A 19,289-nucleotide genomic window follows, 5' to 3' on the forward strand; every position below is an offset into this window, starting at 1 on the left:
CGAATCGAGTTCGTGTCATGACGGCCCCCGCGGCGTACCAGGTGTCCCACCTGGACGCGCTCGAAGCGGAGAGCATCTTCGTGATGCGCGAGGTCGTCGCCGAGATGGAGCGCCCCGTGCTGCTCTTCTCCGGCGGCAAGGACTCGATCGTGATGCTCCGGTTGGCCCAGAAGGCGTTCGCCCCGGCCAACATCCCCTTCCCGGTGATGCACGTCGACACCGGGCACAACTTCCCCGAGGTTCTCGAATACCGGGACCAGCGCGTCGCCGAGCTGGGTCTGCAGCTCATCGTGGCCAGCGTGCCGGAGGCCCTGGCCAAGGGGATGGTGCGCGAGTCGGCCGACGGCATGCGCAACCGGATCCAGACCCCGGTGCTGCTCGACGCGGTGGAGAAGCACCGCTTCGACGCGCTGTTCGGCGGCGCCCGCCGGGACGAGGAGAAGGCCCGGGCCAAGGAGCGGGTGTTCAGCTTCCGCGACGAGTTCGGCCAGTGGGACCCGAAGAACCAGCGCCCCGAGCTGTGGGCGCTCTACAACGGTCGGCACCACCCGGGCGAGTCGATCCGGGTGTTCCCGCTCTCCAACTGGACCGAGCTGGACGTCTGGCACTACATCGCCCGGGAGCGGATCCCGCTGCCGTCGATCTACTACGCGCACGAGCGCGAGGTGATCGAGCGCGACGGCATGCTCTACGCGGTCAACGAGTTCTTCCGGGGGCGCGCCGGTGAGCAGCCGTTCAAGGCCCAGGTGCGGTACCGCACCGTGGGTGACGCCTCCTGCACCGCGGCGGTCCGCTCGGACGCCGACACGGTGGAGAAGGTGATTGAGGAGGTGGCCGCCACGCGGATCACCGAGCGCGGCGCGACCCGCGGCGACGACCGGGTCAGTGAGGCCGCCATGGAGGACCGCAAGCGGGAGGGCTACTTCTGATGAGCGTCGAGACTGTTGCGCCGGCCGAGGCCGACGCGTCGGCCCGGCCGATGGACCTGCTGCGGTTCGCCACCGCGGGCAGCGTCGACGACGGCAAGTCGACCCTGATCGGCCGGCTGCTGTACGACACGAAGTCGCTCTTCACCGACCAGCTCGCCGCGGTCGAGGCGGTCAGCGCGGCCCGGGGCGACGAGTACACCAACCTGGCGCTGCTCACCGACGGCCTGCGCGCCGAGCGGGAGCAGGGCATCACCATCGATGTGGCGTACCGCTACTTCGCCACGCCGCGGCGGAAGTTCATCATCGCCGACACCCCGGGGCACATCCAGTACACCCGGAACATGGTCACCGGGGCCTCCACCGCCGACCTGGCGCTGATCCTGGTGGACGCGCGCAAGGGCCTGGTGGAGCAGTCCCGCCGGCACGCGTTCCTCTGCTCGCTGCTGCGGGTGCCGCACCTGGTCCTCTGCGTCAACAAGATGGACCTGGTCGACTGGTCGCAGGAGGTGTTCGAGCAGATCGCCGACGAGTTCACCGCGTTCGCCGCGAAGCTCGACGCGCCGGACCTGACCGTGGTGCCGATCTCCGCGCTGCAGGGCGACAACATCGTCACCCGCTCGGAGAACATGCCCTGGTACGAGGGCCCGTCGCTGCTGCACCACCTGGAGCGGGTGCACATCGCCTCGGACCGCAACCTGGTCGACGTCCGCTTCCCGGTGCAGTACGTGATCCGGCCGCAGTCCACCACGGTCACCGACTACCGGGGCTACGCGGGCCAGGTGGCCTCGGGCGTGCTCAAGGCCGGCGACGAGGTGATGGTGCTGCCGTCGGGCTTCACCAGCCGGATCGCCGCGGTGGAGACCGCGGACGGCCCGGTGGACGAGGCGTTCCCGCCGATGGCGGTGACCGTCCGGCTGGCTGACGAGATCGACATCTCACGGGGCGACATGATCTGCCGCCCGAACAATGCCCCGACCGTCGCGCAGGACATCGAGGCGATGATCTGCTGGATGGACGAGACCCGCCCGCTGCAGGTCGGCGGCAAGTACGCCATCAAGCACACCACCCGCTCGGCCCGGGCGATCGTGCGCGGCCTGCACTACCGGCTGGACATCAACTCGCTGCACCGCGACGAGACGGCCGGCGAGCTGAAGCTCAACGAGATCGGCCGGGTGCGGCTGCGCACCACGGTCCCGCTGCTGGCCGACGAGTACCGCCGCAACCGGACCACGGGCGGTTTCGTCATCATCGACGAGACCACCAATCGCACGGTCGGCGCCGGCATGATCGTCGAGGCCGGCTGACCCGGCCCGCGCCTCACGAAAGGGCCCCTCGTCCTCGGACGAGGGGCCCTTTCGTCGCACTCAGTCCAGGCGGGCCACGCCGCCGGCCGGGCGGACGGTCAGGGTGCCGGGCGCGGTGAAACCGCGGTCGGCGTACGCGGCGGCCACGGCGGCCGCCACGGCGTCGGCGGCGTCCGCGTCGACCAGGGCGAGCACGCAGCCGCCGAAGCCGCCGCCGGTCATCCGTGCCCCGTACGCCCCGGCGGCCAGCGCCGCCTCGACCGCGGTGTCGATCTCCGGCACGGTGATCTCGAAGTCGTCCCGCATCGAGGCGTGCGAGGCGGTCAGCAGCGGGCCGATGTCGCGGACCCGGCCGGCGCGCAGCAGTTCGACGGTGTCGAGCACCCGCTGGTCCTCGGTGACCACGTGCCGGACCCGGCGGCGGGTCTCGGAGTCGTCGAGGCGGGCCAGCGCCGCGTCGAGGTCGGCGGCGGCGACGTCGCGCAGCGCGGCGACCCCGAGCGCCTTCGCGGCCCGCTCGCAGGACTTGCGGCGCGCGGCGTACTCGCCGTCGGCGTGCCGGTGCGGTGCGCGGCTGTCGATCACCAGCACGGCCAGCCCGGCGGCGTCCAGGTCGAACGGGATCTGCTCGATCGCCTCGGTGCGGCAGTCCAGGAAGAGCGCGTGCCCGGACCGGCCGCGGATCACCGCGGACTGGTCCATGATCCCGGTGGGCGCGCCGACGTAGTCGTTCTCGGCCCGCTGGGCGAGCCGCGGCCAGCGGCCGGCCGGCAGGTCCAGCCCGCCCAGGTCGAGCAGGGCGGCGAGCACCGCCGCCTCGATGGCCGCCGACGAGGAGAGCCCGGAGCCGACCGGCACGTCGGAGGCGATGGCCAGCCGGGCGCCGGGGACGGCGTGACCGGCGGCGCGCAGCGCCCAGACCACCCCGGCCACGTAGGCGGCCCAGCCGTCGACCCGGCCGGGCTCGTCGGCCTCGGCCGGCCCGAACTCCACCGGCTCGTCGTCCAGCTCCGACCAGACGCTCCAGCGCCCGTCGTCCCGGACCGCCGCGGCGACGACGGTACGCAGCGGCAGCGCGAAGGGCAGCACGAAGCCGTCGTTGTAGTCGGTGTGCTCGCCGATCAGGTTGACCCGGCCGGGCGCCGCCCAGCGGCCCGCGGGCTCCGCGCCGTACCGCTGCCGGAACCCGGCGGTGGCCCGGGCCGCGACGTCGCTCACCGGTCCTCCTTCGTTCGCGACTGCGGGGCTCGCAAAACCGGCTCACTCCTCGCGCTCACTGCTGCCCCAGGATGTGCGTGCGGTAGAACTCCCAGGCGTCGCCGACCATGTCCTGGAGGGTGGGCTTCTCCGGCACCCAGCCGAGCTGGGCGCGGGCCAGCGTCGAGGAGGCGACCAGCTCGGCCGGGTCGCCCTCGCGGCGCGGGGCCACCTCGACCGGCACCGGGTGCCCGGTGATCTCGCGGACCACCTCGATCACCTGCCGGTTGGTGAAGCCGTTGCCGTTGCCCAGGTTGTAGATCCGGTGCCGGCCGGCCGTGGCGGCGTCGAGGGCCAGTAGGTGGGCGCGGGCCAGGTCCGCGACGTGGATGTAGTCGCGGACGCAGGTGCCGTCGACGGTGGGGTAGTCGTCGCCGAAGAGCTGGAGCTTGTCGCGCCGGCCGGCGGCCACCTCGAGGGCCAGCGGGATGAGGTGGGTCTCGGGGTCGTGCCGTTCGCCGAGTGCCCGCCCGTCGTGCCGGTAGGCCCCGGCCACGTTGAAGTAGCGCAGCGAGACGGCGGCCAGGTCGTGTGCGACCGCCTCGGAGGTCAGCGCCATGTCGACGGCCAGCTTGGTGGCCCCGTAGGTGTTGGTGGGGGCCTTGACGGCGGTCTCCGGGATGGGCAGCTCGGTGGGGTTGCCGTAGACGGCGGCGGTGGAGGAGAACACCAGTCGGGGCACCCGCGCGGCGCGGACCGCGTCGATCAGGGCGAGCGAGCCGACGGTGTTGGTCTGCCAGTAGAGCTCCGGCTTGACCATCGACTCGCCGGCGGCGATGAGGGCGGCGAAGTGCAGCACGCCGTCGAAGCCGGCGTCGGGGGTGAGCACCCGGGCGGCCTCGTGGATCGGCAGGTCGACGTGGGTCGCCTCGGGGGCCAGCGCCTCCCGGTGGCCGGTGCGCAGGTCGTCCAGGACGGTCACCTGGTGACCGTGGTCCAGCAGCATCCGGGTCACCACGCTGCCGATGTAGCCGGCGCCGCCGGTGACGAGCAGTTTCACGTCGGTCCTCCTCTGCCTGGCCGCGTGCCGCGGCGGCCGTCCGTGATCACCCTACGGCCGCGCGCGGTGCCGCGGCTGCGAGTGGGGCCGCCTGCCATTCCATCACAATCCTTCATGATTGAACAGATCCGCACATCGCCCGAGGCGTGCGGCGTCCGCTGTCTACCATCCTTCTCATGCGGGAGGGAGGTGGTCCCGGGCCCCGGCGGCGCTCGTCGGGGCGGCCCAGACGCGAACCGGGACCCGTGGCCCGGACCGTGGCCCGGCTCGTCGTACGGGCCGCCGACGGCGCCACCCGCCTGGTCACCGACCTGCTCGGGGCCAGCCCGACCGCCGGCCGGGAACGGATCAGCGAGGCCGAGCTGCGCGACCTGGTCGCGGCCAACACGCTGCTCGACCCGGACGAACGGCGGATCATCGACGAGGTGCTGGTGGCCGGCGCGCGGCTGGTCCGCGAGGTGATGGTGCCGCGCACCGAGGTGGTCTTCCTGGCCACCGGGCTCACTCTGGCAGAGGCCGAGCGGCTGGTCTGGGCCGAGCCGCACACCCGCTACCCGGTGGTCGACGGCACCCACGACGACGTGGCCGGCTTCGTCCACCTGCGCGACGTGCTGCTGCGCCCGGAACGGGACCCGCGCGCCACGGTCGGCGAGCTGACCCGCGAGGTGAAGCGGCTCCCCGGCAGCAAGCGGGTGCTGGCCGCGCTCACCGAGATGCGCCGGGAGGGTCACCACCTGGCCGTGGTGGTCGACGAGTACGGCGGCACCGCCGGCATCGTCACCTGCGAGGACCTGGTCGAGGAGCTGGTCGGGGAGATCCACGACGAGGACGACGCCCCGCCCGACCCGGCCCACGCCGGCCTGCCCGCCGTGGTCGACGGCCGGCTCAACCTGGCCGACTTCGCCGAGCGCACCGGGGTGCCGCTGCCGGCCGGGCCGTACGAGACGGTCGGCGGCTTCGTGATGGCCGCCCTCGGCCGGCTGCCGGTCGCCGGCGACGAGGTGCCGGTGGCCGTCGACCCGGAGGACGCCGGCGGACCCGACCCGGACGACCCGCCCGGCGGCTGGCTGCTGCGGGTGGTGGCGCTCGACGGGCGGCGGGTGTCCCGCCTCGCGGTCTCCCCGGCGCGCCTGCCCGAGCCGCGGCGCGAGGTCACCGCCCCGCTCCCGCCCGTGCCCACCCGACCCACCGGCCCGTCATGACGGACGCCGGGGCTTGCTGACAGAATTGCCGGCATGTCCGACGTACCCGCCCGCCCGCGCGTCTTCTCCGGCATCCAGCCGACGGCCGACTCGTTCCACCTCGGCAACTACCTGGGCGCGGTACGGCACTGGGTGGCCCTGCAGGAGAGCCACGACGCCTTCTACTGCGTGGTCGACCTGCACGCCATCACGGCCGGGCACGACCCGAAGGTGCTCAAGCAGCGCACCCGGATCGCCGCCGCGCAGCTCTTCGCGGTCGGCCTCGACCCGGAGCGCAGCACCCTCTTCGTCCAGTCGCAGGTGCCCGAGCACCCGCAGCTGGCCTGGGTGCTCGGCTGCATCACCGGCTTCGGCGAGGCCAGCCGGATGACCCAGTTCAAGGACAAGTCGCAGAAGCAGGGCAGCGAGCGGGCCAGCGTCGGCCTGTTCACCTACCCGATCCTCCAGGCCGCCGACATCCTGCTCTACCAGGCCCACGCGGTGCCGGTCGGCGAGGACCAGCGGCAGCACCTGGAGCTCTCCCGCGACCTGGCCCAGCGGTTCAACTCGCTGTTCGGCCCGACCTTCACGGTGCCCGCCCCGCACATCGTCAAGGACACCGCGAAGATCACCGACCTGCAGGACCCGACGGCCAAGATGTCGAAGTCGTCCTCCTCCCCGGCCGGCATCATCGACCTGCTGGAGGAGCCCGCCCGCTCGGCCAAGAAGATCCGCTCGGCGGTCACCGACACCGGCCGCGAGATCGTCTTCGACGCCGAGGGCAAGCCGGGCATCTCGAACCTGCTCACCATCTACTCGGCGCTCTCCGGCCGGAGCATCGACGACCTCGTCGCCGCGTACGACGGCAAGGGCTACGGCGACCTGAAGAAGGACCTCGCCGAGGTGGTCCGGGAGTTCGTCACCCCGATCCAGGAGCGCACCCGCGCCTACCTGGACGACCCGGCGCAGCTCGACAAGCTGCTCGCGCACGGCGCGGAGAAGGCCCGCGCGGTCGCCGACGCGACGCTGTGCACCGCGTACGAGCGGATCGGCTTCTTCCCGCCGGTCCGGTTCGAGTAGCGGCCCGGGCACGGCGGGAACGGGTGACGCAGTCGGTGGCCGGAGGGGTGGCGCGCAGCGTGGATGGCAGGGACGGGGCGCCGGACGCCGGTGACACCATCCAGATCGGGATCGCGGTCGACATCCCCGAGCCGTGGGGCGGGATGCTCACCCGCCGGCGGATCGAGGCCGGCGACCCGCAGGCCGTTCCGGCGCACGTCACCCTGCTCGGGCCCACCGAGATCCCGGTGCGCGCGCTGCCCGCCGTCGAGGAGCACCTGGCCCGGGTGGCCGCCACCCACCTGCCGTTCACCCTGCATCTGCGGGGCACCGGCACGTTCCGGCCGGTGACCCAGGTGGTGTTCGTGGCGGTGGCCGCCGGGATCAGCGAGTGCGAACTGCTCGCCGCCGCCATCAACGCGGCCCCCGAGCTGCACCGCGAGGCGCGCTTCCCCTACCACCCGCACGTCACGGTGGCCCAGGACGTGCCGCCCGAGGTGCTCGACAAGGCGTACGAGGACCTGGCCGACTTCTCCGCGCTCTTCGAGGTGGAGGCGTTCACCCTCTTCTCGCACAGCGGGGCGACCCGCTGGCAGCCCCGCCGCGACTTCCGCCTCGGCGGCTGAGCTGAGCAGGCGGCGGGCCGGCCACCGCCGGGCCCGGAGATCGGCGAGGATGGCGGGGTGAACGTCATCGGCCGGATCGAGGCCGCGCTGGGCCGCCGCATCGACGCGGTCCGCGTCCGGTCGTCGGCCTTCGACCACGTGTGGCGCGCCGGCACGCTCTACGCCGACCTGCTCGCCGGCCGGCTGGCCGCCGCGATCGCCTACTACGGCTTCTTCGCGGTGTTCGCGTTGGCTCTGGTCGGCTACTGGATCTTCGGCACGATCCTCCAGGACAACCGTGAGGTCAGCCGGGCGGCGGCCGACTTCCTGGAGGTGAACCTGCCGTTCCTCGACCCCCAGCAGATCGCCGAGAGCAGCAACACCGTCGGCGTGGTCGGTCTGGTCATCCTGGTCTTCACCGGGATCGGCTGGGTCGAGGCGATCCGTTCCTCGCAGCGGCTGATGTACGGCTTCAATCAGCAGCCCGGCAACCTGGTGGTCCGCCGCCTGGTCGACCTGGGGGTGCTGGTCGCGGTCTTCGTGCTGCTCGGCGTCTCGGTGGCTGCCGTGGACGCGCTGGAATCGCTGCTGCGCTTCCTGCTGCGCAGCACCGGATCGGTCGGGCTGACCACGGTCAGCGCGGTGCTCAGCGTGCTGGTCAACGCGGTGCTGGCCACCGCGATGCTGGTGGCGGTGCCGCGGCTGCGGATGAGCCGCCGCCGGCTGCGCCCCGCCGTGCTGACGGTCGCCATCGGCATCACGCTGCTCAACACCGTCGGGCGCTACTACGTGGTGCGCACCGAGCGGAACCCCGCCTACACGGTGGTGGCCACGGCGGTGGGGCTGCTGCTCTACCTCTACCTGCTCAACCAGATGGTGCTCTTCGGCGCCGCGCTGGCCGCCACCAGCCGCTACGGCCGGGTGGTGGACCTGGCCGAGGGCGGCGGCGGGCGGGACGTGGACGTGGAGATCGACGAGGAGACCGACCCGGGTACGCCGGGAGGGGCGGGATGAGCACCAGGATCCGGATCGACCAGGACTCGGCGGTGCCCCCGTACGAGCAGGTGCGCGGGCAGCTCGCCGGCATGATCGGCGACGGTCGGCTGGCGGTCGGCACCCGGCTGCCCGCGGTCCGGCAGCTCGCCGCCGACCTGGGCCTCGCGGTCAACACCGTGGCCCGGGCGTACCGGGAGCTGGAATCCGCCGGGCTGGTGGAGACCCGTGGTCGGCACGGCACCGTGGTGGCCCCGGGGCGCGACGACGCCACCGACCGTCTGCACCGCGCCGCCGCGGAGTACGCCGCCGAGGCGCTCCGCCTGGGCGTCCCGCCGGACCGCGCCGTCGCCCTGGTCCGTGCGGCTCTGGACGCCGGTACGCACGGGTGAGAGCGACCGCCGGAGAGGGGGGAGTTGGCGTGAATGAGGCCCACGTCCGCGCCGCGACCGACCATGATGGGCCGGTGGGCGCACTTGTGACACTGGACCTGCCGGACGACTCGCCGATGTTGGGCCTGCCGTGGATCATCACCTTCGGCCCGCTCGGCGACGACGACGAGTGGGAGCCGGTGGTCTGCGGCCCGTACGAGCGGCCCCACGCGCTCGCCCTGGCCGAGGCGGTGGTGGCCGAGGAGCAGCTGATGGCGGTGGTGGAGCCGCTGCTGCCGGCGCTCACGCCCGAGGAGATCCGCAGCGAGATCGCCGCCGCGCAGATCGCCGCCGACGACGAGGCGGCCCGGATCGACCAGGCGGACCTCTACGGCGACTTCGAGGACGTCATCGACGAGGAGCTGGAGCTGGCCGCCGAGCGGGAGCCCGAGCCGGTGGCGCCGCCCAGCCGGGACGAGGTGCGGGCCGGGCTCGCCCGGATCGCCCAGCTGCTCACCGCCAGGGGCGCCTGAGGCTCAGCTCGGCGGCCTCTCGAGCACGCAGAACTCGTTGTCCTCCGGGTCGGCCAGCACCACGAAGCCCTCCGTGCCGGTCTGTCCGACGTCGGCGTGCCGGGCGCCGAGCCCCAGCAGCCGGTCGACCTCGGCCGCCGGGTCGCCGTCGGAGACCAGGTCCAGGTGGAGCCGGTTCTTGCCCTGCTTCGGGGTGCCGCTGCCCTGCAACCAGAAGGTGGGGCCGGGCCGGCCGGGCGGCGGATAGAGCCTGGCGCTGCCGTCGTCGCCCCGGCGGACGGTGTAGTCGAGGGCGGCCGACCAGAACCGGACCATGCGATCGAGGTCGCTGACGTCGAGGGTGTACTGCGCCACGTGTGCGGTCATCACCCCGTGGTACCCCCACGGTCCCAGATGGACACCGACCCCCCGGGAACGGAAGTCCCCGAGGGGCCGGTGCCACCTCACCCCCCACCACAAGGGGTCGGTAGCCCAGCCGCCCGTCGGCGCGGGGCACAACGGACGACCAGGTCAATGGCGGGTTACCCGGCTCAGCGCCGTTCGAACCACGCAGCCGCGTCCACCGGCAGGACGTGCCCGTCGCCCCGCTCGGTGAGGTCGGCGCTGGCGACGACCGGCCGGCCGTGGCCGGTGATCGTCACCTCCGCGCCGCTGAGGTTGACCACGCAGGTCAGCTCGGCGTCCCCGGCGGCGCGGCGGAACGCCAGCACCCCGGGCTCGGTCTCCAGCCAGGTGATGCCGCCGGTGCCGCTCAGCGCCGGGTGCTCGTGCCGGATCCGCAGCGCGGTCCGGTAGAGCTCCAGCGTCGAGCCGGCCATGCCGGCCTGGGCGGCCACCGAGAGGGCACGCCAGGTCGCCGGGGCCGGCAGCCAGCTCAGCTCGCTGCCCTCCGGGCCGAAGCCGTACGGGGCCAGCTCGCCGCTCCACGGGATCGGCACCCGGCAGCCGTCCCGGCTCTCCCCGGTGCGCAGGAACGCCGGGTCCTGGCGCAGCTCGTCGGGGAGGTCCAGCACCTCGGGCAGGCCCAGCTCCTCGCCCTGGTAGACGTAGGCGCAGCCGGGCAGGGAGAACATCAGCAGGGCGGCGGCCCGGGCGCGGCGCAGGCCGACCTCGCCGTCGCCGTACCGGGTGACGTGCCGCTGCCGGTCGTGGTTGGAGAGCACCCAGGTGGTCGGCGCCCCGACGATGGTCGACTCGGCGAGCGCGGTGTCGATCACCTTGCGGAACGAGTCGGCCGACCAGGTGGCGTCGAGGAAGTCGAAGCTGAACGCCTGGTGCAGCTCGTCCGGGCCGATGTAGCGGGCCAGCCGCTGCGGGGTCTCCGCCCAGGCCTCGGCCACCGCCATCCGGCCGCCCGGGTAGCTGTCCAGGATCGGCCGCCAGGCGCGGTAGATGTCGTGCACCTCGTCCTGGTCGAAGTACGGCAGCCGGCCCTTGCCCAGCAGTTCGGACTGGCGCTGGCCGGTGGTCATCGAGTTGAAGCCGACGTCCGGCAGCCCTTCGGCCTTGATCATCCCGTGCGCCACGTCGATCCGGAAGCCGTCCACGCCCCGGTCGAGCCAGAACCGCAGGATGTCCTCGAACTCGGCGCGTACCTCCGGGTGGCGCCAGTTCAGGTCGGGCTGGGCCGGGTCGAACAGGTGCAGGTACCACTGCCCGTCGGCGACCCGGGTCCAGGCGGGGCCGCCGAAGATGCTCTCCCAGTCGTTGGGCGGCAGTTCGCCCCGCTCGCCCTTGCCGTCGGCGAAGAGGTAGCGCTCGCGTTCCGGGGAGCCGGGGCCGGCGGCGAGGGCCGCGGTGAACCACGGGTGGGCGCTGGAGGTGTGGTTGGGCACCAGGTCCACGATGATCCGCAGGCCCAGGGCGTGCGCGTCGGTGATCATCGCGTCGAAGTCGGTGAGGGTGCCGAAGAGCGGGTCCACGTCCCGGTAGTCGGCAACGTCGTAGCCGGCGTCGACCTGCGGCGAGGTGTAGAAGGGGGTCAGCCAGAGCGCGTCCACCCCGAGGTCGCGCAGGTGGGGCAGGCGCTGCCGGATGCCCTGGAGATCCCCGACGCCGTCCCCGTTCGCGTCGGCGAAGCTGCGGACGTAGACCTGGTAGACGACCGCGGACCGCCACCAGTCGTTGTCGGCGGTCAGCGGCGTGGGCTGGGGGGCGGAGGTCATCGGTGAGGATCCCCGTTCTGTGGCGCGGGACGGCGGTGCCCGGTGCGGGCTGGTGGTGGGCGCAGGGTGTCTGAGCAGAATGCCGCTCTTGCGCTGCAAGAGTCAAGCATTCCTTGCGCAAGGAATGACGGCGGGCGGGGCCGGTCCGCCGGATCGGCGCGGTGTCAGGCGGGGACGGCGAGGGTGGAGCGCTGGCGCTTCGCGCCGCCGCCCGTGTCGGCCGCGCGGGCCACCGCGGTCGAGCCACGCACCACCAGCTCGGGGCGGAACACGTACTCGGAGTTCGGGGCCGCGTGCCCGTTGATCTCGTCGACCAGGGCCCGGACGGCGGCCACCGCCATGGCGGCGACCGGCTGGCGCATGGTGGTCAGCGGTGGGTCGGTGAAGGCCATCAGCGGAGAGTCGTCGTAGCCGACCACCGAGACGTCGTCGGGGACGGCGAGGCCGCGCTGCCGGGCGGCCCGGATCGCGCCGAGCGCCATCAGGTCGGAGCCGCAGACCAGGCCGGTGACGCCCCGCTCGATGAGCCGGCCGGCGGCGGCCTCGCCGCCCTCGACGCCGAACAGGGAGAGCTCGGCCAGCTCGCCGACCTCCGCCTCGGTGGTGCCGACCAGCCGGGCCATCGCGGCGCGGAAGCCGGTCACCCGGCGCTGCACCGGCACGAACCGGTCCGGGCCGGTGATCAGGCCGATCCGCCGGTGGCCGAGGGCGACCAGGTGTGCGACGGCCAGCTCGGTCGCCTCGCCGTCGTCGCAGGAGACGAAGGGCGCCGCGATGCCGGGCGCGTACCCGTTGATCATGACGATCGGCAGCGGGCGGGCGATCAGCGCGCGGTACCGGTCGTGGTTGGCGGCGGTGTCGGCGTGCAGCCCGGAGACGAAGACGATCCCGGAGACCTGCCGGTCGAGCAGCATCTCGACGTACTCGTCCTCGGTGACCCCGCCGGGCGTCTGGGTGCAGAGCACCGGGGTGAACCCGCTCTGCGCCAGCGTCGACTCGATGACCTGGGCGAAGGCCGGGAAGATCGGGTTGTCCAGCTCGGGCACGACCAGGCCGACCAGCCCGGCGCTGCGCTTGCGCAGCCGGGCGGGGCGCTCGTAGCCGAGCACGTCGAGGGCGGTGAGGACAGCCTGCCGGGTCTCCGGGGCCACTCCGGGGCGGTCGTTGAGCACCCGCGACACCGTGGCCTCGCTGACTTCGGCCTGTTGGGCGATGTCGGACAGTCGAGCGCGCATGGCGGCACTTTAGCTCACCGGCAACTTCTTGCGTACGCTCCTGCAAGCCCTTCCATTATCTGCAACCTCTTGCTAACGTCCCCGCAACATGCGAGAGCAGCGGCGCAGCACCCCGCGCCGGTCAGCAAGAAACTTTCGAGCTTTCCACTGGCGGGCCGCCCTTCCCCCGGCGGGCCGCCATGACGACAGGAGTACCGATGCGCATCCGTACCGCGGGTGTGGTCGCTGTCCTCGGCCTGGCGCTCGCCGCGTCCGGCTGCGGCGGCAGTGACGGCGACAAGCCGGCCGCCAAGGAGTCCGCCAAGGCCACCGGCGGCAAGCTGGTCATCTGGGCCGACGACAAGCGGACCGCGGCCCTGAAGCCGTTCGCCGAGGAGTTCGGCAAGGAGAACGGCGTGACCGTCGAGGTCCAGGCCGTCTCCAAGGACCTGCAGACCAACTTCGTCACCGCCTCGCAGCAGGGCAGCGGCCCGGATGTCGTGGTCGGCGCGCACGACTGGATCGGCAACATGGTCCAGAATGGCGCCATCGACCCGGTGCAGCTCGCCGCCGAGCAGAAGAGCGCGTTCAACGAGACCGCGATCAAGGCCGTCACCTTCAACGGCCAGCTCTACGGCGTCCCCTACGCCACCGAGAACATCGCGCTGATCCGCAACACCGAGCTGGCCCCCGAGGCGCCGAAGACGATCGAGGACCTGGTCGCCGCCGGCAAGAAGCTCAAGGCTGAGAAGAAGGCCAGCGAGATCCTCTGCCTCCAGTCCGGCCAGAACGGCGACGCGTACCACGTGTACCCGCTGTACACCTCGGGCGGCGGCTACCTGTTCGGCACCACCGCCAACGGCGACTACGACCCGAAGGACCTGGGCGTGGGCAAGCCGGAGTCGATCGCCGCCTTCCAGAAGATCGCGAAGCTCGGTGAGAAGGGCGACGGCGCGCTGAAGCGCTCCATCACGGGCGAGAACTCCATCGCCACCTTCACCGGCAAGAAGTGCGCCTTCCTGGTCTCCGGCCCGTGGGCCATCGCTGACGCCAAGAAGGCGAACATCAAGTACGACATCTCCCCGGTCCCCGGCTTCGCCGGTGGCAAGGAGGCCCAGCCGTTCGTGGGCGTCCAGGCGTTCTACGTCGCCGCCAAGGGCAAGAACAAGGCCCTGGCGCAGGAGTTCGTCACCAACTACGTGACCAAGCCGGAGCTGGCCGTCGCGCTGTACAAGGCCGAGCCGCGCCCGCCGGCGCTGACCGCCGCCTTCGACCAGGTCAAGGGTGAGGACGCCGACCTGGCCAAGTTCCAGGAGGCCGGCAGGAACGGCCAGGTGCTCCCGGCGATCCCGGCCATGGCCGCGATCTGGGACCCGTTCGGCAAGGCGGAGGCCGCCATCATCGGCGGCGCCGACCCGGCCAAGACGATCACCGCCGCGGGCAAGACCATCGCGGGTCAGATCAAGTAATGAGCACGTCGCTGTCCGGCCCGGGGTCTGCTGAGCAGGCCCCGGGCCGGGAGCCCGGTCGCCGCGGGCTCCCGCGCACATCCCGTACCGCGCGGAACCACGCGCCGATCACCGCGACCGGCCTCGTCGTCAAGGTGGTCCTGCTCGGCCTGGTGGCCGGGATCGCGATCTGGGCGGCGTTCCCGCTCGTCGAGGCCGAGCACTGGGTCGGGCTGGGGATCCTCGCCGCCACGACCGCCGGCCTGTTCTACCTCTACCTGACCCGCCGGCACATCCCGGCCAAGTACCTGGTCCCCGGCACGCTCTTCCTGATCGCCTTCCAGGTCTTCCCGGTGCTCTACACCGCGAGCACCGCGTTCACGAACTTCGGTGACGGCCACCGCGGCAGCAAGGACGACGCGATCGTCGCCATCCAGACCTCCTCGGTGCAGCAGGTCCCCGGCTCCACCGAGTACTCCCTCTCCATCGCCACCAAGGGCGACCCGGCCACCGGCGCGCTGGTCTTCCTGCTCAGCGACCCGAAGACCAGGGAGGTCTTCGCGGGTGACGCGGAGGGCCTGCGCAAGCTCGACGCCGGCGACGTCACGGTCAGTCCGACCGGCAAGATCACCGACGCGGCCGGCTTCACCGTGCTCAACTTCGGTCAGGCCAGCGGCCGCAGCAAGGACATCACCGACCTGGTGGTGCCGACCGCCGGCGGCGCGGTCCGCTCCAACGGCCTGTCCCGCGCCTACGAGGGCAAGGCCGTCCGGGCGTACGACGCGGGCTGCGACTGCGTCAAGGACAGCGAGACCGGCAAGACCTGGACCGCCGACCCGGCGACCGGATCCTTCGTGGCCGACGACGGCGAGCGGCTCACCCAGGGCTGGAAGGTCAACGTCGGGCTGAAGAACTTCAGCCGGGTGCTCACCGACCCGAACATCTCCGGGCCGTTCTTCGGCACGCTGCTGTGGAACTTCGCCTTCGCGATCGGCTCGACCGGGCTCACCTTCCTGCTCGGCATGGCCATCGCGCTCGCGCTGCACTCGCCCCGGATGCGCGGCACCAACTTCTACCGGGTGCTGCTGATCCTGCCGTACGCCATGCCGTCGTTCGCGATGCTGCTGGTCTGGCGGGACATGTTCAACACCGACTTCGGCCTGGTCAACAACCTGTTCGGGCTGGGGGTCGACTGGTTCGGCGGTGCGTGGACGGCCCGGCTCGCGGTGCTGCTGGTGCAGCTCTGGCTGGGCTACCCGTACATGTTCCTGGTGGCCACCGGCGCGCTCCAGGCGATCCCGCGGGAGCTGACCGAGGCCAGCTCGGTCGACGGGGCCAGCCCGTGGCAGTCGTTCCGGTCGGTCACCCTGCCGCTGCTGCTGGTCGCGCTCTCGCCGCTGCTGATCGCGTCGTTCGCGTACAACTTCAACAACATCAACGCGATCTGGCTGACCACCGAGGGCGGGCCGTTCCCGGCGGACAACCCGACCAACGGCGCCACCGACCTGCTCATCACCTACACCTACCGGCTGGCCTTCGGCGCCCAGGGCGCCGAGTTCGGCATGGCCGCCGCGGTCTCGCTCTTCATCTTCGCGATCGTGGCCACGGTGTCGGCGATCAGCTTCCGGCGGACCCGCAAGCAGGAGGAGGTGTACTCGTGACGACCCACGCGAACGCCGCCGTCGCCAACCGCAACGCGAAGGGCCGGTCCAGGAATCGCTGGTTCGCCCGGGTGGGCTGGCGGCACCTCGTCGGGGTGCTGGCCGTGGTCTTCAGCCTCTTCCCGATCCTGTTCGTGCTCTCCGCGGCGCTCAACCCGCTCGGCACACTCTCCTCGACCGAGCTGCTGCCGACCGGGGCGTCGGCCGAGAACTTCAGCAACCTGTTCCGGAAGACCGCCTTCGGCCACTGGTTCCTCAACTCGCTGCTGATCGCCGGTGCGGCCAGCTTCCTGTCGATCTTCCTGTCCGCGCTCGCGGCGTACGCGTTCTCCCGGATGCGTTTCGCCGGGCGCCGGGTCGGCCTGCTCGCGCTGCTGCTGATCCAGATGTTTCCGCAGTTCCTGGCCATCGTGGCGATCTTCCTGATCTTCACCACGGTCACCGACCTGTGGCCGGTGATCGGCTTCAACACCCCGTGGGGCCTGTTCCTGCTCTACATGGGTGGCGCGCTGGGCGTGAACACCTGGCTGATGAAGGGCTTCTTCGACACCCTGCCGCGGGAGCTGGACGAGTCGGCGACCATGGACGGCGCCTCGCACGCCCAGGTCTTCTTCCGGATCATGCTGCCGCTGGTGGCGCCGATCCTGGCGGTGACCGCGCTGCTGTCGTTCATCGGCACGATCAACGAGTTCATGATCGCCAACGTGTTCCTCACCAACACCGAGTCGAAGACCCTCGCGGTCGGCATGTTCGGCCTGGTGGCGGGCGAGCGCAACAACAACTTCGGGATGTTCGCGGCGGGCACCCTGCTCACCGCCGTCCCGACGGTGCTGGTGTTCCAGTTGCTCCAGCGCTACATCGTCTCCGGCCTGACCGCCGGAGCAGTCAAAGGCTGAGCCTCCTCGGCTCACGCTGCGGCAAGGGCGTCGTGTCGACGTACACCGGAGCGGTTTCCGGGCGGACCGTCGCGGTCGGGTGACCGACCGCGGCGGGTGCCCGCCCCACTCCCTGTCTCGAACGACGCGAAAGGCATGCCCATGTCTCTCCAGCCGCACCACGACGGATCCGCCACCTACCTGCCCGAGCAGGAGCCCGCGCTCGGGCAGGTCGTCCCGGTCTTCGTCCGGGTGCCGGCCGGCGCCGGCGTCCGCCAGGTGCACGTCCGGACCACCGGCGACGGCGAGCCGCGCTTCGCCGAGGCGGTGGTCGACCGCACCGAGGGCGGTGACGTGTGGTGGCGGGCCGACGTCGAGGTCCGCAACCCGGTCAGCAACTACCGCTTCCTGCTCGACGGCGCGGCGGGCGCCCGCTGGCTGAACGCGGCCGGCCTGGTCGACCACGACGTGCCGGACAACGGCGACTTCAAACTGGTCAGCTACGCGCCCCCGCCGGCCTGGGCCCGGGACGCGGTGATCTACCAGGTCTTCCCGGACCGGTTCGCCCGCTCGGCCGCCGCCGACGGCCGGACGGCGCCGGACTGGGCGATCCCGTGCGACTGGGACACCCCGGTGATCGGGCGCGGCCCGGAGACGCCGCGGCAGTTCTACGGCGGCGACCTCGACGGGATCACCGAGCGCCTGGACCACCTGGACCGGCTCGGGGTGAACACCGTCTACCTCACGCCGATCTTCCCGGCGCGCTCCAACCACCGGTACGACGCGGCGAGCTTCGACACGGTCGACCCGCTGCTCGGCGGGAACGCGGCCCTGGCTCGGCTGGCCGACGCGGTGCACGCCCGGGGCTGGCGGCTGCTCGGTGACATCACCAGCAACCACACCGGCGACGCCCACCAGTGGTTCACCGCCGCCGTCTCGGACGTGCACGCGCCCGAGCGGGAGCTGTACTACTTCGACCTGGCCGGAGGGGACTACGAATCCTGGAACGGGGTCAAGTCGCTGCCGAAGCTCAACTGGGGCAGCGCCGAGCTGCGCCGGCGCTTCGCCACCGCCGAGGACTCGCTGCTGCGCCGTTGGCTGCGCCCGCCGTACGCGCTGGACGGCTGGCGGGTGGACGTGGCGAACATGACCGGCCGGCGGGGCGCGGACGCGTACACCCACGAGGTGGCCCGGCTGCTGCGGGAGGTGGTCGCCGACACCCGGGCCGACGGACTGCTGCTCGCCGAACACGGCCACGACCACACCGGTGACCTGGACCGGGACGGCTGGCACGGCACCATGAACTACGTCGGCTTCACCGACCCGGTCTGGTCCTGGCTGCGTCTCGGTGACGACCCGGTGCCGAACTTCCTCGGGACGCCCGGCGGGGTGCGGCGGCGGGACGCGGGCGCCGTGCTGGCCACCATGAACACCTACCGGTCGCTGATCTCGTGGCGGTCGTACACGCACTCGTGGCAGTTGCTCGGCTCGCACGACTCGGCCCGGATCCGGACCGTGGTCGGCGGCGCGGCCCGGCAGGAGGTGGCCGCCGGCCTGCTCGCCACCATGCCGGGCACGCCGGTGATCTTCGCGGGCGACGAGTTGGGCCTGACCGGCGACAACGGGGAGGGCTCGCGTACCCCGATGCCGTGGCACCGGCCGGAGAGCTGGGACACGCCCACCTTCGACGCGTACCGGTCGCTGCTGGCGCTGCGGCGCACCGAGCCGGCGCTGCGGCACGGCGGCCTGCGCTGGGTGCACGCCGACGCCGACACGCTGGTCTTCCTCCGCGAGGCGCCGACCGGCGCGGTGCTGGTGCTGGCCCGCCGCGCGCCCGGCACCCCGGTCCGCCTGACCGGCCTGCCGACCGGCGACAACGTGTACGGTGGCGCCCCCGCCCTACGCCCCGACACCACCGGCACGGTGACTCTCCCCGCAGACGGCCCCACCTTCCAGGTCTGGCGCCTTACCTGACCCCACCGTCTCCGCGATCTTGCAGTTTGGGCCCGCGTTCTGCGGCTTTTGCCCCTCCTGTAGGGGCGCCAACTGCAAGATCGCGGGGGAGTCAGGGGCGGGGGAGCAGGGCGCGGACGCCTGACAGGTAGGTGGCGCGGTCGGGGGTGCCGGTCAGGACGCGTTGCAGGACGTAGCCGGGGACCAGGGCGAACAGGGCCGCGCCGACCGCCTCCGGGTCGGCGTCCGCGGGTAGTTCGCCGGCCGCGTGGGCGCGCCGGGCCAGCGTGGTGAAGTGGTTGCGGAAACCGGTGTACGTCCGGCCGACGAACTCGGCGAGCGCCGGATCCCGCTGCGCCTCGCCCCACACCTGGATGGCCAGTGGCAGTACGCCGTCCGGGCCGGTCTGCGTGTCGACGTAGGTGAGTGCGCGGTCCAGCGCGTCGACCAGCGGCAGCGGCGGGTCGGCCGCCGCCAGTTCGGCGAAGATCCCCTCGGCCCCGCCGACCACCGACTGCGCGATCGCGGTGATCAGGTCGTTCTTGCTCGGGAAGTAGCGGTAGACCGCGCCGACCGAGAGGCCGGCCTCCCTGATCACGTCCTGCATCGAGGTGTTGTGGAAGCCGTCGCGCCGGAAGCAGCGCCGGGCCGCGTCGAGGATCTGCTGGCGGCGGGCCGCGAGGTGTTCGTCCGATACGCGTGGCACGACCCACAGTGTAAAGCGAACGTTCGTTCTTGACG

18 protein-coding genes are annotated in these 19,289 nt (G+C 72.3%); 12 read left to right on the plus strand and 6 right to left on the minus strand.

Going from position 1 to position 19,289, the window contains the following annotated elements; all coding sequences use genetic code 11:
• Positions 1–17: 17 nt before the first annotated feature.
• On the plus strand, positions 18–929 hold the full coding sequence (cysD, locus tag AB0F68_RS10565; RefSeq protein ID WP_357334936.1) for a sulfate adenylyltransferase subunit CysD: 912 nt from the start codon (positions 18–20) through the stop codon (positions 927–929).
• Positions 929–2,233: a sulfate adenylyltransferase subunit CysN gene (gene cysN / locus AB0F68_RS10570; protein WP_357334938.1), complete on the plus strand. Its 1,305-nt coding sequence runs from the start codon at positions 929–931 to the stop codon at positions 2,231–2,233. The genes cysD and cysN overlap by 1 nt, the downstream gene beginning before the upstream one ends.
• A 60-nt stretch (positions 2,234–2,293) precedes the next feature.
• Here cysN and galK read toward each other — a convergent pair whose 3' ends face one another.
• Both galK and galE read right to left on the minus strand, forming a co-directional pair.
• On the minus strand, positions 2,294–3,451 hold the full coding sequence (gene galK / locus AB0F68_RS10575) for a galactokinase (RefSeq protein ID WP_357334941.1): 1,158 nt from the start codon (positions 3,449–3,451) through the stop codon (positions 2,294–2,296).
• A gap of 55 nt (positions 3,452–3,506) precedes the next feature.
• Positions 3,507–4,490, minus strand: a complete 984-nt coding sequence (gene galE / locus AB0F68_RS10580; RefSeq protein ID WP_357334943.1) for a UDP-glucose 4-epimerase GalE — start codon at positions 4,488–4,490, stop codon at positions 3,507–3,509.
• 176 nt (positions 4,491–4,666) lie between these two features.
• Here galE and AB0F68_RS10585 point away from each other — a divergent pair, with 176 nt between their 5' ends.
• The 6 genes from AB0F68_RS10585 (at position 4,667) to AB0F68_RS10610 (ending at position 9,232) form a co-directional block, all read left to right on the plus strand.
• Positions 4,667–5,692 carry a hemolysin family protein gene (locus tag AB0F68_RS10585; protein ID WP_357334946.1) on the plus strand — a complete coding sequence of 342 codons (1,026 nt, stop codon included), beginning with the start codon at positions 4,667–4,669 and terminating at the stop codon, positions 5,690–5,692.
• 33 nt (positions 5,693–5,725) lie between these two features.
• A complete protein-coding gene (gene trpS / locus AB0F68_RS10590; protein WP_357334948.1) occupies positions 5,726–6,751 on the plus strand; it encodes a tryptophan--tRNA ligase in 1,026 nt (341 codons plus the stop codon).
• A 23-nt stretch (positions 6,752–6,774) separates the two neighbouring features.
• On the plus strand, positions 6,775–7,356 hold the full coding sequence (locus AB0F68_RS10595; protein ID WP_357334951.1) for a 2'-5' RNA ligase family protein: 582 nt from the start codon (positions 6,775–6,777) through the stop codon (positions 7,354–7,356).
• A 57-nt stretch (positions 7,357–7,413) separates the two neighbouring features.
• Complete coding sequence (locus AB0F68_RS10600) at positions 7,414–8,349, plus strand: YhjD/YihY/BrkB family envelope integrity protein (RefSeq protein ID WP_357334954.1); 936 nt, start codon at positions 7,414–7,416, stop codon at positions 8,347–8,349.
• Positions 8,346–8,720, plus strand: coding sequence for a GntR family transcriptional regulator (locus AB0F68_RS10605; RefSeq protein WP_357334958.1), 375 nt, complete (start codon positions 8,346–8,348; stop codon positions 8,718–8,720). Before AB0F68_RS10600 ends, AB0F68_RS10605 begins: the two co-directional genes overlap by 4 nt.
• 74 nt (positions 8,721–8,794) lie before the next feature.
• Positions 8,795–9,232, plus strand: a complete 438-nt coding sequence (locus AB0F68_RS10610; protein ID WP_357334960.1) for a hypothetical protein — start codon at positions 8,795–8,797, stop codon at positions 9,230–9,232.
• 3 nt (positions 9,233–9,235) lie between these two features.
• Here AB0F68_RS10610 and AB0F68_RS10615 read toward each other — a convergent pair whose 3' ends face one another.
• From AB0F68_RS10615 to AB0F68_RS10625, 3 genes are all read right to left on the minus strand, one after another.
• Positions 9,236–9,598 (minus strand): VOC family protein, encoded by a 363-nt coding sequence (locus tag AB0F68_RS10615; protein WP_357334963.1) that lies wholly within the window; start codon positions 9,596–9,598, stop codon positions 9,236–9,238.
• A 164-nt stretch (positions 9,599–9,762) separates the two neighbouring features.
• The gene (locus tag AB0F68_RS10620; RefSeq protein ID WP_357334966.1) at positions 9,763–11,397 is read right to left on the minus strand and encodes a glycoside hydrolase family 13 protein; all 1,635 of its coding nucleotides are present in this window, start codon (positions 11,395–11,397) and stop codon (positions 9,763–9,765) included.
• Positions 11,398–11,561: 164 nt separating this feature from the next.
• The gene (locus tag AB0F68_RS10625) at positions 11,562–12,632 is read right to left on the minus strand and encodes a LacI family DNA-binding transcriptional regulator (RefSeq protein WP_357334969.1); all 1,071 of its coding nucleotides are present in this window, start codon (positions 12,630–12,632) and stop codon (positions 11,562–11,564) included.
• 197 nt (positions 12,633–12,829) lie between these two features.
• On the opposite strand from AB0F68_RS10625, the gene AB0F68_RS10630 reads away from it, so the two are divergent.
• From AB0F68_RS10630 to AB0F68_RS10645, 4 genes are all read left to right on the plus strand, one after another.
• Entirely contained in the window at positions 12,830–14,080 is a 1,251-nt protein-coding gene (locus tag AB0F68_RS10630) for a maltose ABC transporter substrate-binding protein (protein ID WP_357334972.1), read from the plus strand.
• Positions 14,080–15,720 (plus strand): ABC transporter permease subunit, encoded by a 1,641-nt coding sequence (locus AB0F68_RS10635; RefSeq protein WP_357334974.1) that lies wholly within the window; start codon positions 14,080–14,082, stop codon positions 15,718–15,720. The genes AB0F68_RS10630 and AB0F68_RS10635 overlap by 1 nt, the downstream gene beginning before the upstream one ends.
• Positions 15,717–16,616, plus strand: a complete 900-nt coding sequence (locus AB0F68_RS10640; protein ID WP_357334977.1) for a sugar ABC transporter permease — start codon at positions 15,717–15,719, stop codon at positions 16,614–16,616. Before AB0F68_RS10635 ends, AB0F68_RS10640 begins: the two co-directional genes overlap by 4 nt.
• A 141-nt stretch (positions 16,617–16,757) precedes the next feature.
• Entirely contained in the window at positions 16,758–18,569 is a 1,812-nt protein-coding gene (locus AB0F68_RS10645; protein ID WP_357334980.1) for a glycoside hydrolase family 13 protein, read from the plus strand.
• A gap of 91 nt (positions 18,570–18,660) precedes the next feature.
• On the opposite strand, the gene AB0F68_RS10650 is transcribed toward AB0F68_RS10645, so the two are convergent.
• Positions 18,661–19,254, minus strand: a complete 594-nt coding sequence (locus AB0F68_RS10650; RefSeq protein ID WP_357334984.1) for a TetR/AcrR family transcriptional regulator — start codon at positions 19,252–19,254, stop codon at positions 18,661–18,663.
• Positions 19,255–19,289: the final 35 nt, after the last annotated feature.

Source organism: Micromonospora sp. NPDC023966, assembly GCF_040639095.1.
Taxonomy (GTDB): domain Bacteria; phylum Actinomycetota; class Actinomycetes; order Mycobacteriales; family Micromonosporaceae; genus Micromonospora.

Excerpts from the sequence above, each read along its gene's own strand:
- cysD (WP_357334936.1), top strand. The coding sequence starts at position 18 with ATGACGGCCCCCGCGGCGTACCAGGTGTCCCACCTGGACGCGCTCGAA.
- cysN (WP_357334938.1), top strand. The coding sequence starts at position 929 with ATGAGCGTCGAGACTGTTGCGCCGGCCGAGGCCGACGCGTCGGCCCGG.
- AB0F68_RS10585 (WP_357334946.1), top strand. The coding sequence starts at position 4,667 with ATGCGGGAGGGAGGTGGTCCCGGGCCCCGGCGGCGCTCGTCGGGGCGG.
- trpS (WP_357334948.1), top strand. The coding sequence starts at position 5,726 with ATGTCCGACGTACCCGCCCGCCCGCGCGTCTTCTCCGGCATCCAGCCG.
- AB0F68_RS10605 (WP_357334958.1), top strand. The coding sequence starts at position 8,346 with ATGAGCACCAGGATCCGGATCGACCAGGACTCGGCGGTGCCCCCGTAC.
- AB0F68_RS10615 (WP_357334963.1), bottom strand. The coding sequence starts at position 9,598 with ATGACCGCACACGTGGCGCAGTACACCCTCGACGTCAGCGACCTCGAT.
- AB0F68_RS10620 (WP_357334966.1), bottom strand. The coding sequence starts at position 11,397 with ATGACCTCCGCCCCCCAGCCCACGCCGCTGACCGCCGACAACGACTGG.
- AB0F68_RS10625 (WP_357334969.1), bottom strand. The coding sequence starts at position 12,632 with ATGCGCGCTCGACTGTCCGACATCGCCCAACAGGCCGAAGTCAGCGAG.
- AB0F68_RS10630 (WP_357334972.1), top strand. The coding sequence starts at position 12,830 with ATGCGCATCCGTACCGCGGGTGTGGTCGCTGTCCTCGGCCTGGCGCTC.
- AB0F68_RS10635 (WP_357334974.1), top strand. The coding sequence starts at position 14,080 with ATGAGCACGTCGCTGTCCGGCCCGGGGTCTGCTGAGCAGGCCCCGGGC.
- AB0F68_RS10645 (WP_357334980.1), top strand. The coding sequence starts at position 16,758 with ATGTCTCTCCAGCCGCACCACGACGGATCCGCCACCTACCTGCCCGAG.